The organism is Paenibacillus silviterrae, assembly GCF_030167925.1.
Lineage (GTDB): Bacteria > Bacillota > Bacilli > Paenibacillales > NBRC-103111 > Paenibacillus_G > Paenibacillus_G silviterrae.
In genome coordinates this window covers 683,886-699,166 of record NZ_JASKUT010000001.1, presented here as the reverse complement: position 1 = coordinate 699,166, position 15,281 = coordinate 683,886, and the positions used below count along the sequence as shown (strand labels likewise).

Sequence of the window (15,281 nt, the reverse complement as noted above, 5' to 3'; positions counted from 1 at the left end):
GTTATTCAGCTCCTCCCGTCTTCACATAGCGGTAACGGAGCAGCCTGCGCTTCAGCCATTCCAGCAGCACCAGATCAAGCAGCGCCGCGATGGTGCCGATCACGAGAATACTCATGAGAACGCCCTCCATATCGGCAACCTCCCCGCGCCAGCGGGAATAGTAGCCGAGACCGATGGAGGCGCCGCCTACCATTTCGGCTGCGATCAGGGAACGCCATGCGTTACCGAAGGCTACCTGAGCCCCGGTAATAAACGCCGGCAGCGATTCCGGTGCAAACACCTTGAGAATCAATTGCCGCTTAGAGGCTCCAAGCACCCGCGCCAGCTCCAGATGCGTACGGTTCACGCCTTCCGTGGAGTTAAGAACCGAAAGCGCCATCGGGAAGAAGCTTGCAATAATGATAACGGTAATGATCGTAGCATCGCCGAACCCGAGCAGGATGACAAAGAAAGGCACCCATGTGATTGGAGGTATCGACTGCAGGATCGAAATCAAGCTGCGGAGATACACCGCAAAGCCTTGAGAGACGCCCGCGATCAAGCCGAGCGTAGCCCCAAAAAGGCAAGCCAACGGGTATCCCAAGGCTAGACGGTACAGACTGCTTTTGATCCCGTCGGTAAATTCAGGTTTGTTCGTACTGGCGAGCAAGCGTTTGAACACATCAGGCACGTCCGGCAGCAGATAGGCCGGCAGGAACAATGCAGCTATCTGCCAAATAAGAAGAAGGCTCCCTACCGCATACAGATAGGGGAGCACCTTCTTCCAGGAGGAGCTTGACTTCGGTTTCGCTTGTGCCGTCGCTGAGGATGATGAGCCCACCGAGAATTCTCCTTACATATTGATTTTTATCATTCACCTAGAGCGCGATCTCTATTTTTTCTGTTGCTGCTGCCAAGTAAGGTCGAGAATATCCTTCACATTCACAGTCTTTTCCAAAATCCCTTGGCTGCTCATGATATCGGAAATTTCCTGCATACGAGTGATCTGGTCAGGGGTGATCTCCCAGTTAAAAATTTGTGTTTCAATAGCTTGTTTAATCACTTCAACCGATTTCATTTCGCCGCCATGATGGGAAGTCATGGTGTCCTTATCCACGAATTTGCTCACGAGCAGCTCGGCGGATTTGGAAGGATCCTTCTGCAGCATTTCGATAGCTTCCTTCTGCGCATCAAGAACCATGTTCACCGCATCGCGGTTTTCCTTCAAGTGCTTATCGGTTGTGATAACCACCATACAAGGGAACGGCCAAACCTTGCCGATCTCGTAGATTTGCTTCATGCCCATCGTCTTCGTCGCAATGCTGTCATACGGCTCGAATACGAATGCCGCATCCACCGCTCCGGAGGCTAACGATTGAATTGCCTGTGCCGGCTCGACATACACCATTTGAAGATCCTGCTTCGTCAGATTCGCATTCTTCAGTGTGACGCCGGTAAGAACGATATCCGCCGTGCTCCCTTGACCTTGGGATGCAAGCTTCTTCCCTTTCAAATCCTCCACCTTCGTAATGCCGCTGCCTTCCTTCACCAGAATGCTGTGAAAGCCCATCTGCGCGCCGCCGACAACCTTCAGTCCGGCACCCTTGGAAGCCCAAGACACCGCGTTGGTAAAGCCGAGCACGCCCGCATCCACCTGACCTCCGACCATCGCTTTAATCAGGTCCGTACCGCTGTTAAACTTCTGCAGCTTCGCGTTCAAACCGTGCTTATCGTAAAGCTTCGCTTCATAAGCAAGCATCGCCTGAGCATCGTCCATAACGTTCAAATAACCGATTACGAAATCCTTCTTCGCCGCCGTTGCAGCGCCTCCGGTTCCCCCTGCGGATGGAGCCGCCTCTTGCTTCGCATTCGTACCGCAGGCCGACAGCACCAGCAGGGTCATGATGACCAAGAAGCTTAGCAGGGCTTTGTTTCTTCTCTGTAGACTAATCAAGATGTGAGCCTCCCTAAATGTGAAAATACCTACTAATATAGTAGGTATTATAGTGGAATGAAGAGATATGTCAAGAACTATTCTTTTTCGATAGTTCGTACGATTAAATCTGAAACGGGGGAATCCACCGGCCGTCCACATCGGTAAAACCGTATTCCTGGGCCAGCCGGCCCACCTGAAGCACACTGCCGCTTTTTTTCATCACATCGCGGTCTGCGGCTAACGCACAAACGGCCCGCCCGATATAATGAGTCGATTCCGTCAGCTGCAAGGCATCCACCTTCTGCCAATTCGCTTCATCCGTATCATGGCCCGAAAGGACAAGCTCGGTTCTCATCCATCCCGGGGAAAGGGCAACGACCGCCACTCCCTTGTCCTTCAGCTCCTGAGCTAATCCGAAGGCCATACGATTGATGGTGCTTTTGGCCAGATCGTAATAGAACGCGGATAAATACTTGCCGTCGTCCCAGAAGGTCGGATGTACGATAAGCCCTCCTCCTGTTTCCAGAAGCAGCGGAACGGCATAACGATTCATGCCGAGCTGCGCCCGCACACCGCCTTGAAACATCGCATCCCACAGCTCCAAGGGATATTCCCAGAAGGGGATCGGCTTAAGGCTCCATTCGAGGTCATGCCCTCCCCAGGCGTTGTTGACCAGAACATCCAGCCTGCCCTGTTCCTTCCGTATTCGCTCCACCAGCGCCTCCGACTGCTCGTCCTGCCTGTGGTCACATCGGCAGGCATACGCCGTCCCTCCGGCTTCCCGGATTTGGTCGACCGTCTCGTCCACGCTCCCCGGAAAACCGTTCGTCGTCTCTCCGCGCACGCTTCTTCCGGACACATAAACGATTGCCCCTGCCTTCCCGAGTTCTATCGCGATGCCGCGTCCTGCCCCCCTGCTTCCGCCTGCTACCAGAGCAACCTTTCCCGCCAACGTCGTTTCTTGCATCAGTCATCTTCACCTTTCCTTAGGAATGATTCCCATGATAAAAGGCAAATATGTCATCTTCCGTCATGTTTGACAAAAGTAAAAATCGAGCGGACCAAAGCCGGGTACCGCAGGTTTGGACACGCCCTCCCCCGCAGTAGACAGCCGTTACAAAGAAAGAGGGTACCCGGCAGATGCCGGATCCCCTCTTTCTGTTACTCGGCGGAAAGCACGATATGTGCTACCGTAAGCTTAGGAACTTCGTAGGTGAAGCTGTTGCCCGTAATCCGGCTGATCCCTTCCCGCTCGGTAATCCGCGGGCTGGTGCCGTCGAACGCCCATACGCGCGCCGATGTATACTGTGTGCTTCCGGCGATGTTCAAAACGGCATTCATCGCATGGTCATTGTTTTTGTTCATTACAATTAGATGAAGCTTGTTGTCGCTGTCCTTAAAGACGGAGCCGTAGATGGAGCTGTTCTCGATGTTTGAGGTTTCGGCCTTCACCTTCGTGTCGCCGAACCTCGCGCCGCCTCCGTCGTAGTTGTTGAAGATCTTGAAGGCTGCCGTTACATAAGGCGCATCCTCTAGGTTGTTCACCATTTTCCAGAAATTTGCCAAATATACTCCGTATTTCCCGAAAATCCCGAGCACATCCGCATGGGCGATTCCGCCGTAGACGTTGTTCTCTCCACCGTAATTGTACTCTGTAATCGCAATCTTCGTTCCCGGGTTGTACTCATCGATCGACTGCTGCAATCTCGGGATGACCGGCAGGAAGGAGCTGTACCACTGCCCGATCCAGCTGTCTTCGGTATAGCTGGGATCCCACAGCGACCGCGGTGCCTGCATACGCGCCAGGTTCGCTTCCAGCTTATCATTGGAGCCGCTGTCCGTGATCCGGTAGCCGCCGGCGGAAATTTCCGGATACCAGTGGAAATCGAACACATCCAGCAACCGTTTGTTTTCCCGCTCGGAGGCGATCCGGAACTTATCGAGGTAATAATCGGCATACCAGCGATAATTTCCTTTCACGGACTCCCAATCATCCGCTGCGTGCATGCTGTACATTTCATCAAAGCTGTAGGCCACCGGGCCGAACATTTCGGCATAAGGATCGACGTGCTTCACGGCCTTGGCCAGCTCGATTCCCTTATTCAATACCTCCGCACTGCCCGGCTTGGCCGGATGCATGTGAGGATGCGTGCTCTTCCACAGACTCGGCTCGTTATCGATCGCATACCCCTTGATGCCCGTAGGCGTCGAGGCGTTACCGTGCTTATTCACGAGCAGGTTGACGAATTCATCCATGTACACCTTGTCGTCGGTTAGATCCGGCGTCAGGCTGAACGGCGCCCCTTTGGCCGCCTGCACCTGCTTCCAGCGGGAAGACGGAGCCGTCTCCGCCGAGCTTACCTCCCCATTCTTGTCCGCCGCCACATAGCCTGCGGTCTGCAGAGTGGTTAAGGTGTAAGCGCCCATAGCTTGAGATTTCTGATGAAAGCCGGAGACGCCGATGCCCGGATCGTCCATATTACCGCCCCATGGGATGCCGCCATAATACCACGGCACATAGTTGTCGCTTCGATGGAAATAATCGTCGCCGGCATTGGAGGCATTATTTTCCCAGTTGTAGGTTGACATTCGGTTACCGCCCTGACGTCTGGAGCCCCAGTTTTCCGTACCGGTCAGGTCATCATTCGTTCCATAAATATACGGGCTGATCGGTGCGCGCTGGGCCTCCGTATCCACCGTGAAGTTAACGGTGAACTTGCCTGTAGGCACATAGAGCGTATTCAGCTTGAGCGACGAGCTCCATGCACCTGTCGTTGTGCCGTCCTTCGCTCTCACTCGATACGTATGAGACGTTCCCTGGGCAAGGCCGGTATGGTTATAGATTGTGGCTGTGCCTGCATTCATCACGGAGCCGTCGACTTCGATGTCGTAGCCTGTAATCTCTTCCTGAAGCTGATTCCAGGTTACGGTGATGGCGTCCTGCGAAGCTTTCGCCCTTACGTTCTCCGGTGCAGGCAGGATTTGCTCGCCCGTAGTTTTAACGGTCAGCGCCGAGCTCCACAAACTCAGCTTGTCGCCCTTTCTCGCTCTTACCTTGAAGGTATGCCGCGTACCCGGACGCAGCCACTGACTCAGGAACTCGCTTCCCTGCACGTTCTCGGTGATGGCACCGTCCGCATCCACGTCATAGCCGGTTGCCCCCGCCACGGCGTCCCAGGTCCATAGGATCGACGTTTCGTCGGGCACCGCCTTGATATTCGACGGGAATGCCGGCATATCGAGCAGCACCGGTTCCATGCCCCAATCCAGCTGCCCCAAGCGGTAGCCCGTCGCTTTCTCATTGGCTACCGACTCACTAGAACCGTTGAAGGAGTAATCGTCGGTTTGCTTAAAGCTCGACCAGTCGCTTTTGTTAAGCCAAGTGTATACGCCCACCTTGCTTCCAGGCTGAAGCGTCCCTGCGTTTTCCTTGAAGCCAATCTCCAGGTAATGGTCCGCGTTCGCGGAAGGAATCGGCATTTTTACGAAGGCGGTCGTGACTTGATCCTTAACGGCCGTCGTCCAGAAGCCGAGAGACAACGGCTTCTCCCCATCGATGGTAAAATAATAACGGGCCCTCACATCCTTCAGCTCTATTGCGTTCTTGCTGATGTTGTAAATTTCAATCCCCGGGCTCGGCTGTTGAGTGGAAGCGTTCGTTCCCGTTTTGATGTTGACTTGCAATGAACCCTTGCTTACGGCAGGCGCTGTTTTCGCCTTTACTTCGCTGCTCCATAGCCCGACCGCATGGCTGCTCTTGGCGCGCACCCGATAGGAATGAGCCGTATCCGTCTGCAGCCCGCTATGGATGTAGCTTGTACCGGTGATAGTGTCTACGATGGTTCCGTCCGCTTCCACCTCATACATCACGTTACTGTCTGCAATAGCGTCCCAGGTTAAGGCCACCTGTGTTTCTCCGGGAACGGCCTTCACGTTCGCAGGAGCAGGCAGCGACGGCTGCTGTACCGAGCCCACGGTAAATTGCCCCGCTTGCGCATTGTGGTGATAGACCGCCGTGCGGTCCGGCTTTTGAACGTCGACCGCCACTTGATACACGCCTTCCGGTGCGTTTGGCGGAACATTCCAGTTCGCTGCCAGCCGCTTCACCTGCGAAGCCTCGAACGTCTCCAGGAAGGTTTGCGACATCGCTTTGGCTCCGTTTGGATCAACCAGGCTCAGCTCGACCAGCGCTTGCGAATACACGCTCGCTACAACCGAGGCGTCTACCTGCACTGAGGTCCCTCGCTGCGCTTGTGCCGGCGTCACACCGGCATTGCTGGTGAAGGTGAGCGTCGGAGCTCCCTTCGTGACCGTCAGCTCTGCCGCTCCGGCATGCCATTTGTACATGCTGCTCCAGCCGGCTCCGAACACCCCCATGCTGACGATGTATTTGCCCTCCGGCAAGCCTGCGGGGAGGGTCCATTCAAACGGAACGGTCGCCGGAACGCCGGCTTTGACGCTGATATTGTCCTTGAACATTTGGTGAACCTTCTTCAGCGAAGCGTCGAATATCTCGACGTCCACCAGCAGCGCCGTCGTTTCGGGTACCGTCACCTTCGCATCCAGCTTCACGGCAGAGCCAGCAGGGGCGCTGCCCGGCTGCACTGCTACAGCGGTGTCGACTGAGGCAGCGGCAACCGCGACGGCAGACCCTCCTATCGAATGGGGGCTGATGCTCCCCAGCATAAGCGGGAACGCCAGCAGGCATGCAGCGATTTTCTTTCCCATTTTTACAGATGATTCCATTTAGTGAAACTCCTTTCCTTTGTTGAGACGGTAAATCGTAGTTATGAAATTTAGTTATCGGTCAGTTATTGGGTTCTCGTCTCTGTCCTGACACATCATAGCAGAACGTCCGGAGCGTTTACTGTATGGTTCACCACAAAGTGCGGAATATAGTTCCATATTACCAGTCATATGATTCTTAGGAACTATATACGTAATTTTGTCAAACCCCTTACAATCCGGTAAGATAGAAGTGGAGAGGAGTGACGCAGCATGGCCTTCGGCGCCAGAGTTTTAAAGACAGGCATAGCCATTACCTTAGCCCTTTTTTTAGCCGGGCTTCTGCATATGACGCCTCCGGTCATCGCCGCGGTGGCTGCCATTTTTGCCGTTCAGCCGTCCATCTACCGCTCCTGGAGGTACATGTGGGAGCAGGTGCAGACGAATGTGCTGGGTGCGGTACTCGCCATGACGGCAGGCTTGCTGTTCTCGAAGGATCCGGTCGCCATCGGCTTGGTCTGTGTACTGATCATTGCGATTTGTTTGAAGCTGAAAATGGAGGAAACCGTCGGGCTCACCCTGGTTACCGTCGTGGCTGTCATGGATGCTGCCGGGGATTGGCATTTCGCGCTCAACCGCTTTGTTCTGATCATGCTGGGGCTTGGATCGGCCTTTCTTATCAATATCTTGTTCTTCCCGCCGGATCCGAGGAAGCAGTTCATCGCACAGATTCATTCCGTTTTTGCCAAAATGTCGCTGCTGCTGCGAACCGTCATCTCTAACGAGGTGAAAGAGGTCGTTTTCCGTGAGGAGAAGGAGGAGCTTGAGCGAAGCATCCAGTCGATCGCCGACAAGTACCGGCTGTTCGAGGAAGAGACGAAAAAGCTGAAGCGAGGTAAGGTCAGCCACATTCGGCAGCTGATCGTATATAAGCAAATGCTCCTTGCCCTGCAGAAGGGTGCAGCCGTGCTGGATGCCGTCCAGCAGCATTACTTCCAGGCCGTTCGCTCGCCGGAAACCGATGCCCTGTACGATGAACACCTGGAGAAGCTGCTGAAGTATCATGAGCAGGTGCTGCTCAAATTCGAAGAGAAGCTGAAGCCGGACATTCGGCTTGCCCCTTCGGGCGGAAAAGAGAATGACCGTTTTATCGATACGATGATCGAGCGGTATACCGCGAATCCCGAAGGCAAGGTACGGCTGGCTATCGTAGCGGCGGCCGTGTATGACTACGGCTACCATGTCGGGCGTCTGGATAAGCTGGTGGGGCGGGAGCTGAAAGAGGAAGCGGGCGTGGAGACCGGAGAACCGGATGGTACATAGGCCTGCCTTTCTTTGGAAACCATAGGTGTGCAAACCACAGGAGGTACTACACGCTATGGAAAATTCATTTGAGGATGCTGTGCTGCCGGTCACCAGTGTGACTAGCGGTGAGATTCAGGAGGCGGCGCAGGGCATTCACTGCCTGCCCGTTCAGATCGTCAATGTCGTCTTCGCCGACAATGGCTCGGAGGGCTGGGTGCTCATCGATGCCGGCATGCCCCGCTCTGCGGAGGTGATCCTCCGCGAGGCGGAGCACCGTTACGGCTCGGCAAAGCCGGAAGCGATTGTGCTGACACACGGTCATTTCGACCATGTCGGCGCCATCGTCGATCTGGTAGAGCACTGGCAGGTGCCGGTGTACGCACATGAGCTGGAGCTCCCCTATTTGACAGGCGAACGGGATTATCCGCCGGCCGATCCCGCCGTTGATGAAGGCTGGATTGCAAAGCTTTCGCCGCTGTTTCCGAATGCGGGCATTGACTTGAAGCCCCATGTCCGGCCCTTGCCTGCTGATGGCACCGTACCCGGACTGAAGGACTGGCGATGGATTCACACACCGGGACACACACCGGGCCATGTCTCCCTCTTCCGTGAATCGGACCGCTGCCTGGTTGCAGGAGACGCCTTCGTGACGGTGAAGCAGGAATCGCTGTATAAGGTCGTGCTCCAAGAGCTGGAGCTGAACGGCCCGCCCAAATATTTCACGACCGACTGGTCCGCAGCCTGGGAATCGGTGAAGAAGCTGGCCGCCCTCCAACCCGCCATTGCGGTTACCGGCCATGGCCGTCCGATTCGCGGCGAGGAGCTGAACAGGGCGCTCGGAGAGCTGGCCGAGCGCTTCGATGAGCTGGCCATTCCGAGCGAAGGGCGCTTCGTGCATTAGACGGCAGCATGCCAAACAGAGCCTTCAGCGTAAGCCGTCGGCTCTGTTTTTACTCTATTATAGAAGGGATTGCATACCCTTATGGCATTCGGCATTAAGATAGAAGAACTGGCCGCGTGGAAGGCAGCCGTAGCTCGCGGGGAGCTCGCCTTCCTTACCCATTACTGGATTGACGAGCGGTTTCCCGGCGTAACGTCGGTCACCAAGGTCGGCTGCTCCGATGTCGAACGATTAGCCGATTGGTGCCGCGCTAACGGACTGCCTCCCCGCCATATTCATCACCGCCCGCCGTACCCTCATTTTGACCTGCTCGGTCCAAGGCAAAAGGAAATTTTGCTCAAGGAAGGCTTATCGGAGCATATCCGCAGATTTAAGCTGTAACTCAGCGGCCGCAGGCGCCCCGATTACTGCTCCTCACTTGGCGTAACCATCGCCTTCAACGCTTCGAAGGATACGGGCGTGTAATCCCAATGCTCGACGCACAGGTTGATATACTGATTGCCTTCATATTTCTGCCCGTGAATGTGTCCGTGAAGATTCACATAGGGCATATGTTTGTTCATATACATCGGCTCATGCGATAAGAAGAAAAACCCGCCATAGACAATCGGATGCTCATGCACCTCCTGAAAGCCTGCCTCGAGCCACCAGCTGCGGCTTCTTCCCCGGTCATGATTGCCCATGACGAGCACCTTATATCCTTGGAGTCTGCTGAGGATATCGGCGGTTTTCTCCTTGTTCAAGAACGAAAAGTCCCCCAGGTGATACACCTTATCCTGTTTGCCTACCGCAGCGTTCCACTTGGCGATCATCGCCTCCGTCATCTCTTCCGCATCCTGAAACGGACGATCCTCGAAATCGATGATATGCGCATGGCCGAAATGCTGGTCCGAGGTCATAAACACCTTCTGCATGGATACGTCGCTCCCTTACGCTAAGCTACCGTTACGATGATCGGCTCTTGCTTCGTAATGATGATCGTATGCTCATGCTGCGCCGTAAAGCTGCGATCCGTTACGCTCAGCGTCCAGCCGTCCGGCTGCTCCACAACGAATTCTGCACCCGTGGACAGGAACGGCTCGATCGTAATGACCTGACCCTCCTTCAGCATCCGCTTGTCATGCTTGTTATACACTGGCCAAATCTCGGAGGGCGCTTCGTGAATCGCTTTTCCGACGCCGTGGCTGCATAGATTGCGAATGACCTTGAAGCCGCCTTTAGCCGCCTCCGTCTCAATGATGCGGCCCACCTCGTTCAGGCGTACGCCATGCTTCAAGGAAGAGATGACCTTCATCATCGTCTCATGGGTATAATCGCACAGCCGAACCAGCTCCGGTGTGAACGGAGGCATTTGGAACGAATGGCCGGTATCGGCCACATAACCGTCCTTTTCGGCGCATACGTCGATATTCACAAGATCTCCCGGTTGAATGATCCGGCTGCCCGGAATCCCGTGAGCAACCTCTTCATTAATGCTGATACAAGTGTGACCGGGAAAATCATATATTTTCTTCGGCGCGGACACTGCCCCATGGCTTTGCAGAACGCGCCCGCCGATCTCGTCGAGCTCCTTCGTGGTCATGCCCACCCTGGCACTGCGCTTCATTTCCTTCACTGCCAGAGCAACGATTCTGCCGATTTCCTTCAAGGCTTCAATATCTCTCTCCGAGCCGACTGTCATCTTTCGCACCACTCCAATACGTATAGGTATAAACTTATTTTACCACAACCGGAGGGCAAAAGATGTATCCGCACCCGCACATGTTCCACAGGACTCCTATAGCAGAAGGCTGCCCTCCTCCCACTATTCCGCCGCTTGAACCGGCTGCTTCAAGGCAGCTTTCGCGCTTCGGCGCATCCCCAAGGCCGCTTCGAGCAGAACACCGGTGCCGAGCGCCGTACACTCTAGCGGCTTCTCCGCGATCATGACCGGCACGCCGGTCTCCTTGCGGATGCGCTCGTCAATTCCCTCCAGCAGGGCGCCTCCCCCGCATAGCAAAATGCCCTGCTCCACCATATCGCCGGCCAGCTCCGGAGGGCACTGATCAAGAGTGGCGCGTATAGCCTCAACGAGAGAGCCCAAAAAATCGTCGATTACAGAGAAGATTTCTTTCGAGCTGATGCGCAGCGATCGAGGAAGCCCGGCCACCAGATCGCGGCCCCGGATCTCAATAGAGCGCTCCTCGGTGGAGAGCGTAGCCGAACCGACCTGCATTTTAATCGTCTCCGCCGTACGTTCTCCGATCTGCATGTTATACTTTCGTTTCACGTAATCCATAATGTCCCTGTCAATGGACATGCCTGCCCGCGGAATGGTGTGGCTGGCGACAATGCCTCCGAGCGAGATAATGGCCACCTGGCTTGTCCCGCCGCCGATATCGACAACCAAATGTCCGACCGGCTCGTCGATCGGCAGCTGCGCTCCAAGTGCTGCGGCCAGCGGCTCCTCAACGGCAACCGGCTTGTGCATTCCCTTTTGCATCAGAGTCTCCTCTACGGCTCTACGCTGCACATTCGTGATGCCGCAGGGCACCGATATATAAACTTTGGAGCTGCGCCGAAACAGACCTCGCCCCTGAAGCTTTTGCACAAAGTGCTTCAGCATGCTGCTCGCCAAATCAAAATTGGCGATCACCCCATTCATCAGAGGGTAAGCGATTTCCACATGGTTCGGAGCCCGTCCGATCATCGCTTGTGCAGACGCGCCTACAGCCAATATTTCCTGAGTGTCCTGACGATAGGCGACAACGGACGGCTCGTGCAGCACGATGCCTTTGTCCCTCTCATAAATAACGGTGTTACAGGTACCCAAATCAATTCCATAAATCGTCTCCCAACGCTTCAACACGCTTCGGATTCCTCCCTTGCTCCCTTTTTCCTACTGCCTAAAGCGGTACTGGGTATCCTATACTATTCTGTCGATACCCCGGTTTTAAGGGGACAAGGTAAGAAATGCCTGATATTACCGCTGTCCGCGGTCGAAGGGCTCGTCCGGCTTTTCGGGAGAAGATTCGCGAAAGCTATCGATAAATTGCTGCGCGCTTCTCGACAAATACCGATCCTTGAGCCATAAAATACCTACCTCGGACTTCATTTCGACATCCTCAATCTCCAGAATGCGCACGACATCCATCGGAAAGGAGGACATGACCGACTTCGGAAAAACGGTTGCGCCAATTCCGCCGGCTATAAGGGAAATAATGATAGCTACGCTTGAGCATTCGCAAACGATCGTCGGCTCAAAGCCATGACGGCGGCACTCGTTTACCACCTGCTCATGCATTCGCGTCGTTTTGTCGGTCTTTAATGTGAGAAAGGGGAACCGGGCAATTTCCCTCATCGGGATCGCCGACACATCGGCATATTCCTCCCACCCGCTGGGGATAACTACCACTAGCGGATCCGAGGGCAGCGGCAGCACGCCGTATTGACTTGAAGCCGACAACGCCTCGAAGGGCAGCCTGGCCACCACCAGCTCGATGCTGCGCTTGTCCAAGAGCTCGCCGAGAAAGAAGTGATCTCCCTCCACGATTTTGTACCGTACCTGCGGATACCGTTCCCTGAACCGTTGAATGCGCTCCGGCAGTAAGGAAATGCAGGATACGACCGAGCCGATGGACAGCATCCCCTGCACGCTCTCCTCCCGCTCCTTCACCTCGCGAATCGTCTCGTCGAATTGCAGCAGCAGCGTTTCGGCCTTGACACGCAGAAGCTCACCCGCATCGGTCAGCTTGAGACGCTTGCCGTCGCGGTCGAACAAGCGTACGCCAAGCTCCTCCTCCATGAGCTTCAGCTGTCTGCTAAGGGGAGGCTGCTCCATGTTCAACAGCTTCGCGGCACGGGTAATTTGCCCCTCCTGGGCGATGGTCAAAAAATATTTTAACTGGCGAAAATCCATCCGGCTTGCCCCCATTCACTTCCATACCTAAAAGGTATGATGAACACATCAAATAGATATTTTTAATATACCCCAAGAAGTGATAGCATTCAATTCATAGACTATTTTACTATAAGGAGAGACGGTCCCTATGGCACAAGCTGCACCAATCCAAATTCAGCGCACGCTTCACAAGAAAGAGAAGCCTAACGAGAATCAGCTGGGCTTCGGCATTTATTACACGGATCACATGTTCATCCTTGATTACTCTACGGAACGCGGCTGGCACGATGCCCGTATCGTTCCTTACCAGCCGATTACGCTGGATCCCGCCGCGAAGGTATTCCACTACGGACAAACGATTTTTGAAGGATTGAAAGCTTATAGAACGGAAGACGGCCGCATCCTGCTGTTCCGTCCGGAGCAGAACTTTCAGCGCTTGAACCGTTCGAATGAGCGTTTGAGCATTCCTCACCTGGATGAAAGCCTGGCTCTTGAAGCTCTGAAACAGCTGGTGCTTGTCGATCAGGACTGGGTTCCCTCCGCGCCCGGAACATCGCTTTATATTCGGCCTTACATTATCGCAACCCAACCGGCGCTCGGCGTCGCTCCGTCCACTCACTACAAGTTCATGATCATCATGTCGCCTGTAGGAGCCTATTATGCGGAAGGCCTCAATCCGGTCAAAATCTACGTGGAATCCGACTATGTCCGCGCCGTGAAGGGCGGTGTCGGCGAAGCCAAAACGGCCGGCAACTACGCGGCAGGCTTGAAAGCTCAGGAAGGAGCTACAGAAAAGGGTTATTCCCAGGTACTCTGGCTTGACGGTGTCCATCGCAAGTATATTGAGGAAGTCGGCAGTATGAACGTATTCTTCAAAATCAACGGTGTAGTGCATACTCCTGCCTTGAACGGCAGTATTCTTAACGGAATCACCCGCAAATCCATCATTCAGCTGCTGAAGCATTGGAACATCCCGGTGGAGGAGCGTACCATCTCCATTGAGGAAATCTATGAAGCAGGCCGGAACGGCAGCCTCGAGGAAGCCTTCGGTACGGGTACCGCGGCCGTTATCTCTCCGATCGGCGAGCTGAACTGGCGCGACGACAAGCTGACGATCCGCGACGGGCAGACCGGCGAGCTGTCCGGCAAGCTGTACGACACACTGACAGGCATTCAGAAAGGCTCCACGCCGGATCCGTTCGGCTGGACCGTTGAAGTCAAAGAAGCGCTGGTATAACAGAAAAGGCAGGCATATGACGCGATATCCCGCGTCTATGCCTGCCTTTATTGTTAGCCCTTCACCGCCAGAGCGTCACGGTCCACCGTACCTGGCGTTTTTTCCATCCAACCGTTATCGATCAGCAGCTTCGCCCCATCCTCCGCATACGTTAAGATTTCAGTCATCAGACGTGTGTAAGCCGCAACCACATCTCTTCGCATGGATACAGAGATGGCCGCTCCATAATTCTGCACTCCCGCCGTATTCAAACCGGTGATATGAAAAAGCATCAGTTTATCGGAGAACGGAGGCTCCGTGGAATCCAACACATCGGAATCCCAGGTCATAGGAGCCAGAAGATCGTCATCCTTCAAGCATGATGAAAAGACCTCCAACTGCTTTTGAGCCAAATCCTTTCCCCGCAGAAAATATTGCTTTACCTCAGCGGATTGCGCCGTTTGGGCAAAGCCGGTGATGAGTGCCTTGCCTAGAGCGTTGGTCTGAATATCTGAATAGAAATGGCTGATTTCCAATGCATTGAGCGGTCGCTTGTCACCGAAGAATCCGTTCAAGAAGCTTTCCTTCTGTACATATTCCGCACTTTCCGGTGTCGGGAGGTAGGGGGAGCGAATATACAATCCCTTGGAAAGCAGAAAACCGGCTGCCTTATTGTATAGCTCCGTGACGGAGGCTAAGCATTCGGAGAAATACACTCTGACATCGGTCCGGGCAGAGACGGCTAAAGCCATTGCATACAGAGAGAGCCCTTGCTTGGCTACGTTTCGGAGATACACCAGCATAAAGGTATCGGAAAAAAGCCGGGGTGCTCCGACGTTGACATCCTTGTCCGTAAATCCGATGGGAATAGGGAATCGCTCATTTTTAAATATGAATGCAATCGTTGCTGCTCGCAGCATAACATGGCCTGGCAGGTTTACATATTTGGGGTTTTAGGCGGTCAAGCTAGAGTGAACGAATTTCTGCGAAAGGAGCGTGCATGCATGAGTAGAATCACCCTAGGCAGCATCACGATTGATGTTCAGGACGAACGGCTTTATAATTCCGATTATTATACGATTCATTGCGAGCAAGCCCGGCAGTCCGACCATTGGCTTCAGTCGATTCAGGAGAGGCTGGAGGATCCGGAGAGACTCATCATTGAAGGAGAAGGTGCAGACACGAAGGTCTACTCCCGGCAGCCTGACGCCATCTTGGAAATGGCAAAAGCGATGAACGAGCACATGGGCGTCAAGGTTGCGGAGGAAGAGTTTACCCGAGCTCGCGATCTATTGATTCGCAAGCAAAGCGAGTCATAATAATTAAAGCTTCTATCGAA

The 15,281-nt window shown here is 54.4% G+C and carries 14 protein-coding genes; 5 read left to right on the top strand and 9 right to left on the bottom strand.

All coding sequences use genetic code 11. The annotated features are described in order from the left end of the window. Position 1: 1 nt before the first annotated feature. From QMO62_RS02820 to QMO62_RS02805, 4 genes are all read right to left on the bottom strand, one after another. Positions 2 to 820: an ABC transporter permease gene (locus QMO62_RS02820; RefSeq protein ID WP_284638602.1), complete on the bottom strand. Its 819-nt coding sequence runs from the start codon at positions 818 to 820 to the stop codon at positions 2 to 4. A 51-nt stretch (positions 821 to 871) separates the two neighbouring features. Then, positions 872 to 1,933 carry an ABC transporter substrate-binding protein gene (locus QMO62_RS02815; protein ID WP_284638601.1) on the bottom strand — a complete coding sequence of 354 codons (1,062 nt, stop codon included), beginning with the start codon at positions 1,931 to 1,933 and terminating at the stop codon, positions 872 to 874. A gap of 103 nt (positions 1,934 to 2,036) precedes the next feature. Beyond that, the gene (locus QMO62_RS02810; protein WP_284638600.1) at positions 2,037 to 2,882 is read right to left on the bottom strand and encodes an SDR family NAD(P)-dependent oxidoreductase; all 846 of its coding nucleotides are present in this window, start codon (positions 2,880 to 2,882) and stop codon (positions 2,037 to 2,039) included. Between the two features lie 194 nt (positions 2,883 to 3,076). After that, on the bottom strand, positions 3,077 to 6,661 hold the full coding sequence (locus QMO62_RS02805; RefSeq protein ID WP_284638599.1) for a glycoside hydrolase family 44 protein: 3,585 nt from the start codon (positions 6,659 to 6,661) through the stop codon (positions 3,077 to 3,079). 252 nt (positions 6,662 to 6,913) lie between these two features. Between QMO62_RS02805 and QMO62_RS02800 the strand changes: the two genes are divergently transcribed. The 3 genes from QMO62_RS02800 to QMO62_RS02790 all read left to right on the top strand — a co-directional run bounded on the left by QMO62_RS02800 (position 6,914) and on the right by QMO62_RS02790 (position 9,227). Then, complete coding sequence (locus tag QMO62_RS02800; RefSeq protein WP_284638598.1) at positions 6,914 to 7,963, top strand: FUSC family protein; 1,050 nt, start codon at positions 6,914 to 6,916, stop codon at positions 7,961 to 7,963. Between the two features lie 55 nt (positions 7,964 to 8,018). Next, on the top strand, positions 8,019 to 8,846 hold the full coding sequence (locus tag QMO62_RS02795) for an MBL fold metallo-hydrolase (protein ID WP_284638597.1): 828 nt from the start codon (positions 8,019 to 8,021) through the stop codon (positions 8,844 to 8,846). 81 nt (positions 8,847 to 8,927) lie between these two features. After that, a complete protein-coding gene (locus QMO62_RS02790; protein ID WP_284638596.1) occupies positions 8,928 to 9,227 on the top strand; it encodes a hypothetical protein in 300 nt (99 codons plus the stop codon). 23 nt (positions 9,228 to 9,250) lie between these two features. Here the strand turns inward: QMO62_RS02790 and QMO62_RS02785 are convergent, their stop codons facing one another. The 4 genes from QMO62_RS02785 to QMO62_RS02770 form a co-directional block, all read right to left on the bottom strand. Next, on the bottom strand, positions 9,251 to 9,760 hold the full coding sequence (locus tag QMO62_RS02785) for a phosphoesterase (RefSeq protein WP_284638595.1): 510 nt from the start codon (positions 9,758 to 9,760) through the stop codon (positions 9,251 to 9,253). 20 nt (positions 9,761 to 9,780) lie between these two features. Then, positions 9,781 to 10,527 carry a type I methionyl aminopeptidase gene (map, locus tag QMO62_RS02780; RefSeq protein WP_284638594.1) on the bottom strand — a complete coding sequence of 249 codons (747 nt, stop codon included), beginning with the start codon at positions 10,525 to 10,527 and terminating at the stop codon, positions 9,781 to 9,783. 123 nt (positions 10,528 to 10,650) lie between these two features. Beyond that, the gene (locus QMO62_RS02775; protein ID WP_284638593.1) at positions 10,651 to 11,694 is read right to left on the bottom strand and encodes a rod shape-determining protein; all 1,044 of its coding nucleotides are present in this window, start codon (positions 11,692 to 11,694) and stop codon (positions 10,651 to 10,653) included. Positions 11,695 to 11,808: 114 nt separating this feature from the next. After that, positions 11,809 to 12,744: a LysR family transcriptional regulator gene (locus tag QMO62_RS02770; RefSeq protein ID WP_284638592.1), complete on the bottom strand. Its 936-nt coding sequence runs from the start codon at positions 12,742 to 12,744 to the stop codon at positions 11,809 to 11,811. Between the two features lie 130 nt (positions 12,745 to 12,874). Here QMO62_RS02770 and QMO62_RS02765 point away from each other — a divergent pair, with 130 nt between their 5' ends. Further along, positions 12,875 to 13,963 (top strand): branched-chain amino acid aminotransferase, encoded by a 1,089-nt coding sequence (locus QMO62_RS02765; RefSeq protein WP_284638591.1) that lies wholly within the window; start codon positions 12,875 to 12,877, stop codon positions 13,961 to 13,963. Positions 13,964 to 14,016: 53 nt separating this feature from the next. Here the strand turns inward: QMO62_RS02765 and QMO62_RS02760 are convergent, their stop codons facing one another. Then, the gene (locus QMO62_RS02760; protein WP_284638590.1) at positions 14,017 to 14,862 is read right to left on the bottom strand and encodes a DUF3231 family protein; all 846 of its coding nucleotides are present in this window, start codon (positions 14,860 to 14,862) and stop codon (positions 14,017 to 14,019) included. Between the two features lie 84 nt (positions 14,863 to 14,946). Here QMO62_RS02760 and QMO62_RS02755 point away from each other — a divergent pair, with 84 nt between their 5' ends. Further along, positions 14,947 to 15,261, top strand: coding sequence for a hypothetical protein (locus QMO62_RS02755; protein WP_284638589.1), 315 nt, complete (start codon positions 14,947 to 14,949; stop codon positions 15,259 to 15,261). Positions 15,262 to 15,281: the final 20 nt, after the last annotated feature.

Excerpts from the sequence above, each read along its gene's own strand:
- QMO62_RS02755 (WP_284638589.1), top strand. The coding sequence starts at position 14,947 with ATGAGTAGAATCACCCTAGGCAGCATCACGATTGATGTTCAGGACGAA.
- map (WP_284638594.1), bottom strand. The coding sequence starts at position 10,527 with ATGACAGTCGGCTCGGAGAGAGATATTGAAGCCTTGAAGGAAATCGGC.
- QMO62_RS02790 (WP_284638596.1), top strand. The coding sequence starts at position 8,928 with ATGGCATTCGGCATTAAGATAGAAGAACTGGCCGCGTGGAAGGCAGCC.
- QMO62_RS02760 (WP_284638590.1), bottom strand. The coding sequence starts at position 14,862 with ATGCTGCGAGCAGCAACGATTGCATTCATATTTAAAAATGAGCGATTC.
- QMO62_RS02765 (WP_284638591.1), top strand. The coding sequence starts at position 12,875 with ATGGCACAAGCTGCACCAATCCAAATTCAGCGCACGCTTCACAAGAAA.
- QMO62_RS02795 (WP_284638597.1), top strand. The coding sequence starts at position 8,019 with ATGGAAAATTCATTTGAGGATGCTGTGCTGCCGGTCACCAGTGTGACT.
- QMO62_RS02770 (WP_284638592.1), bottom strand. The coding sequence starts at position 12,744 with ATGGATTTTCGCCAGTTAAAATATTTTTTGACCATCGCCCAGGAGGGG.
- QMO62_RS02785 (WP_284638595.1), bottom strand. The coding sequence starts at position 9,760 with ATGCAGAAGGTGTTTATGACCTCGGACCAGCATTTCGGCCATGCGCAT.
- QMO62_RS02810 (WP_284638600.1), bottom strand. The coding sequence starts at position 2,882 with ATGCAAGAAACGACGTTGGCGGGAAAGGTTGCTCTGGTAGCAGGCGGA.
- QMO62_RS02800 (WP_284638598.1), top strand. The coding sequence starts at position 6,914 with ATGGCCTTCGGCGCCAGAGTTTTAAAGACAGGCATAGCCATTACCTTA.
- QMO62_RS02805 (WP_284638599.1), bottom strand. The coding sequence starts at position 6,661 with ATGGAATCATCTGTAAAAATGGGAAAGAAAATCGCTGCATGCCTGCTG.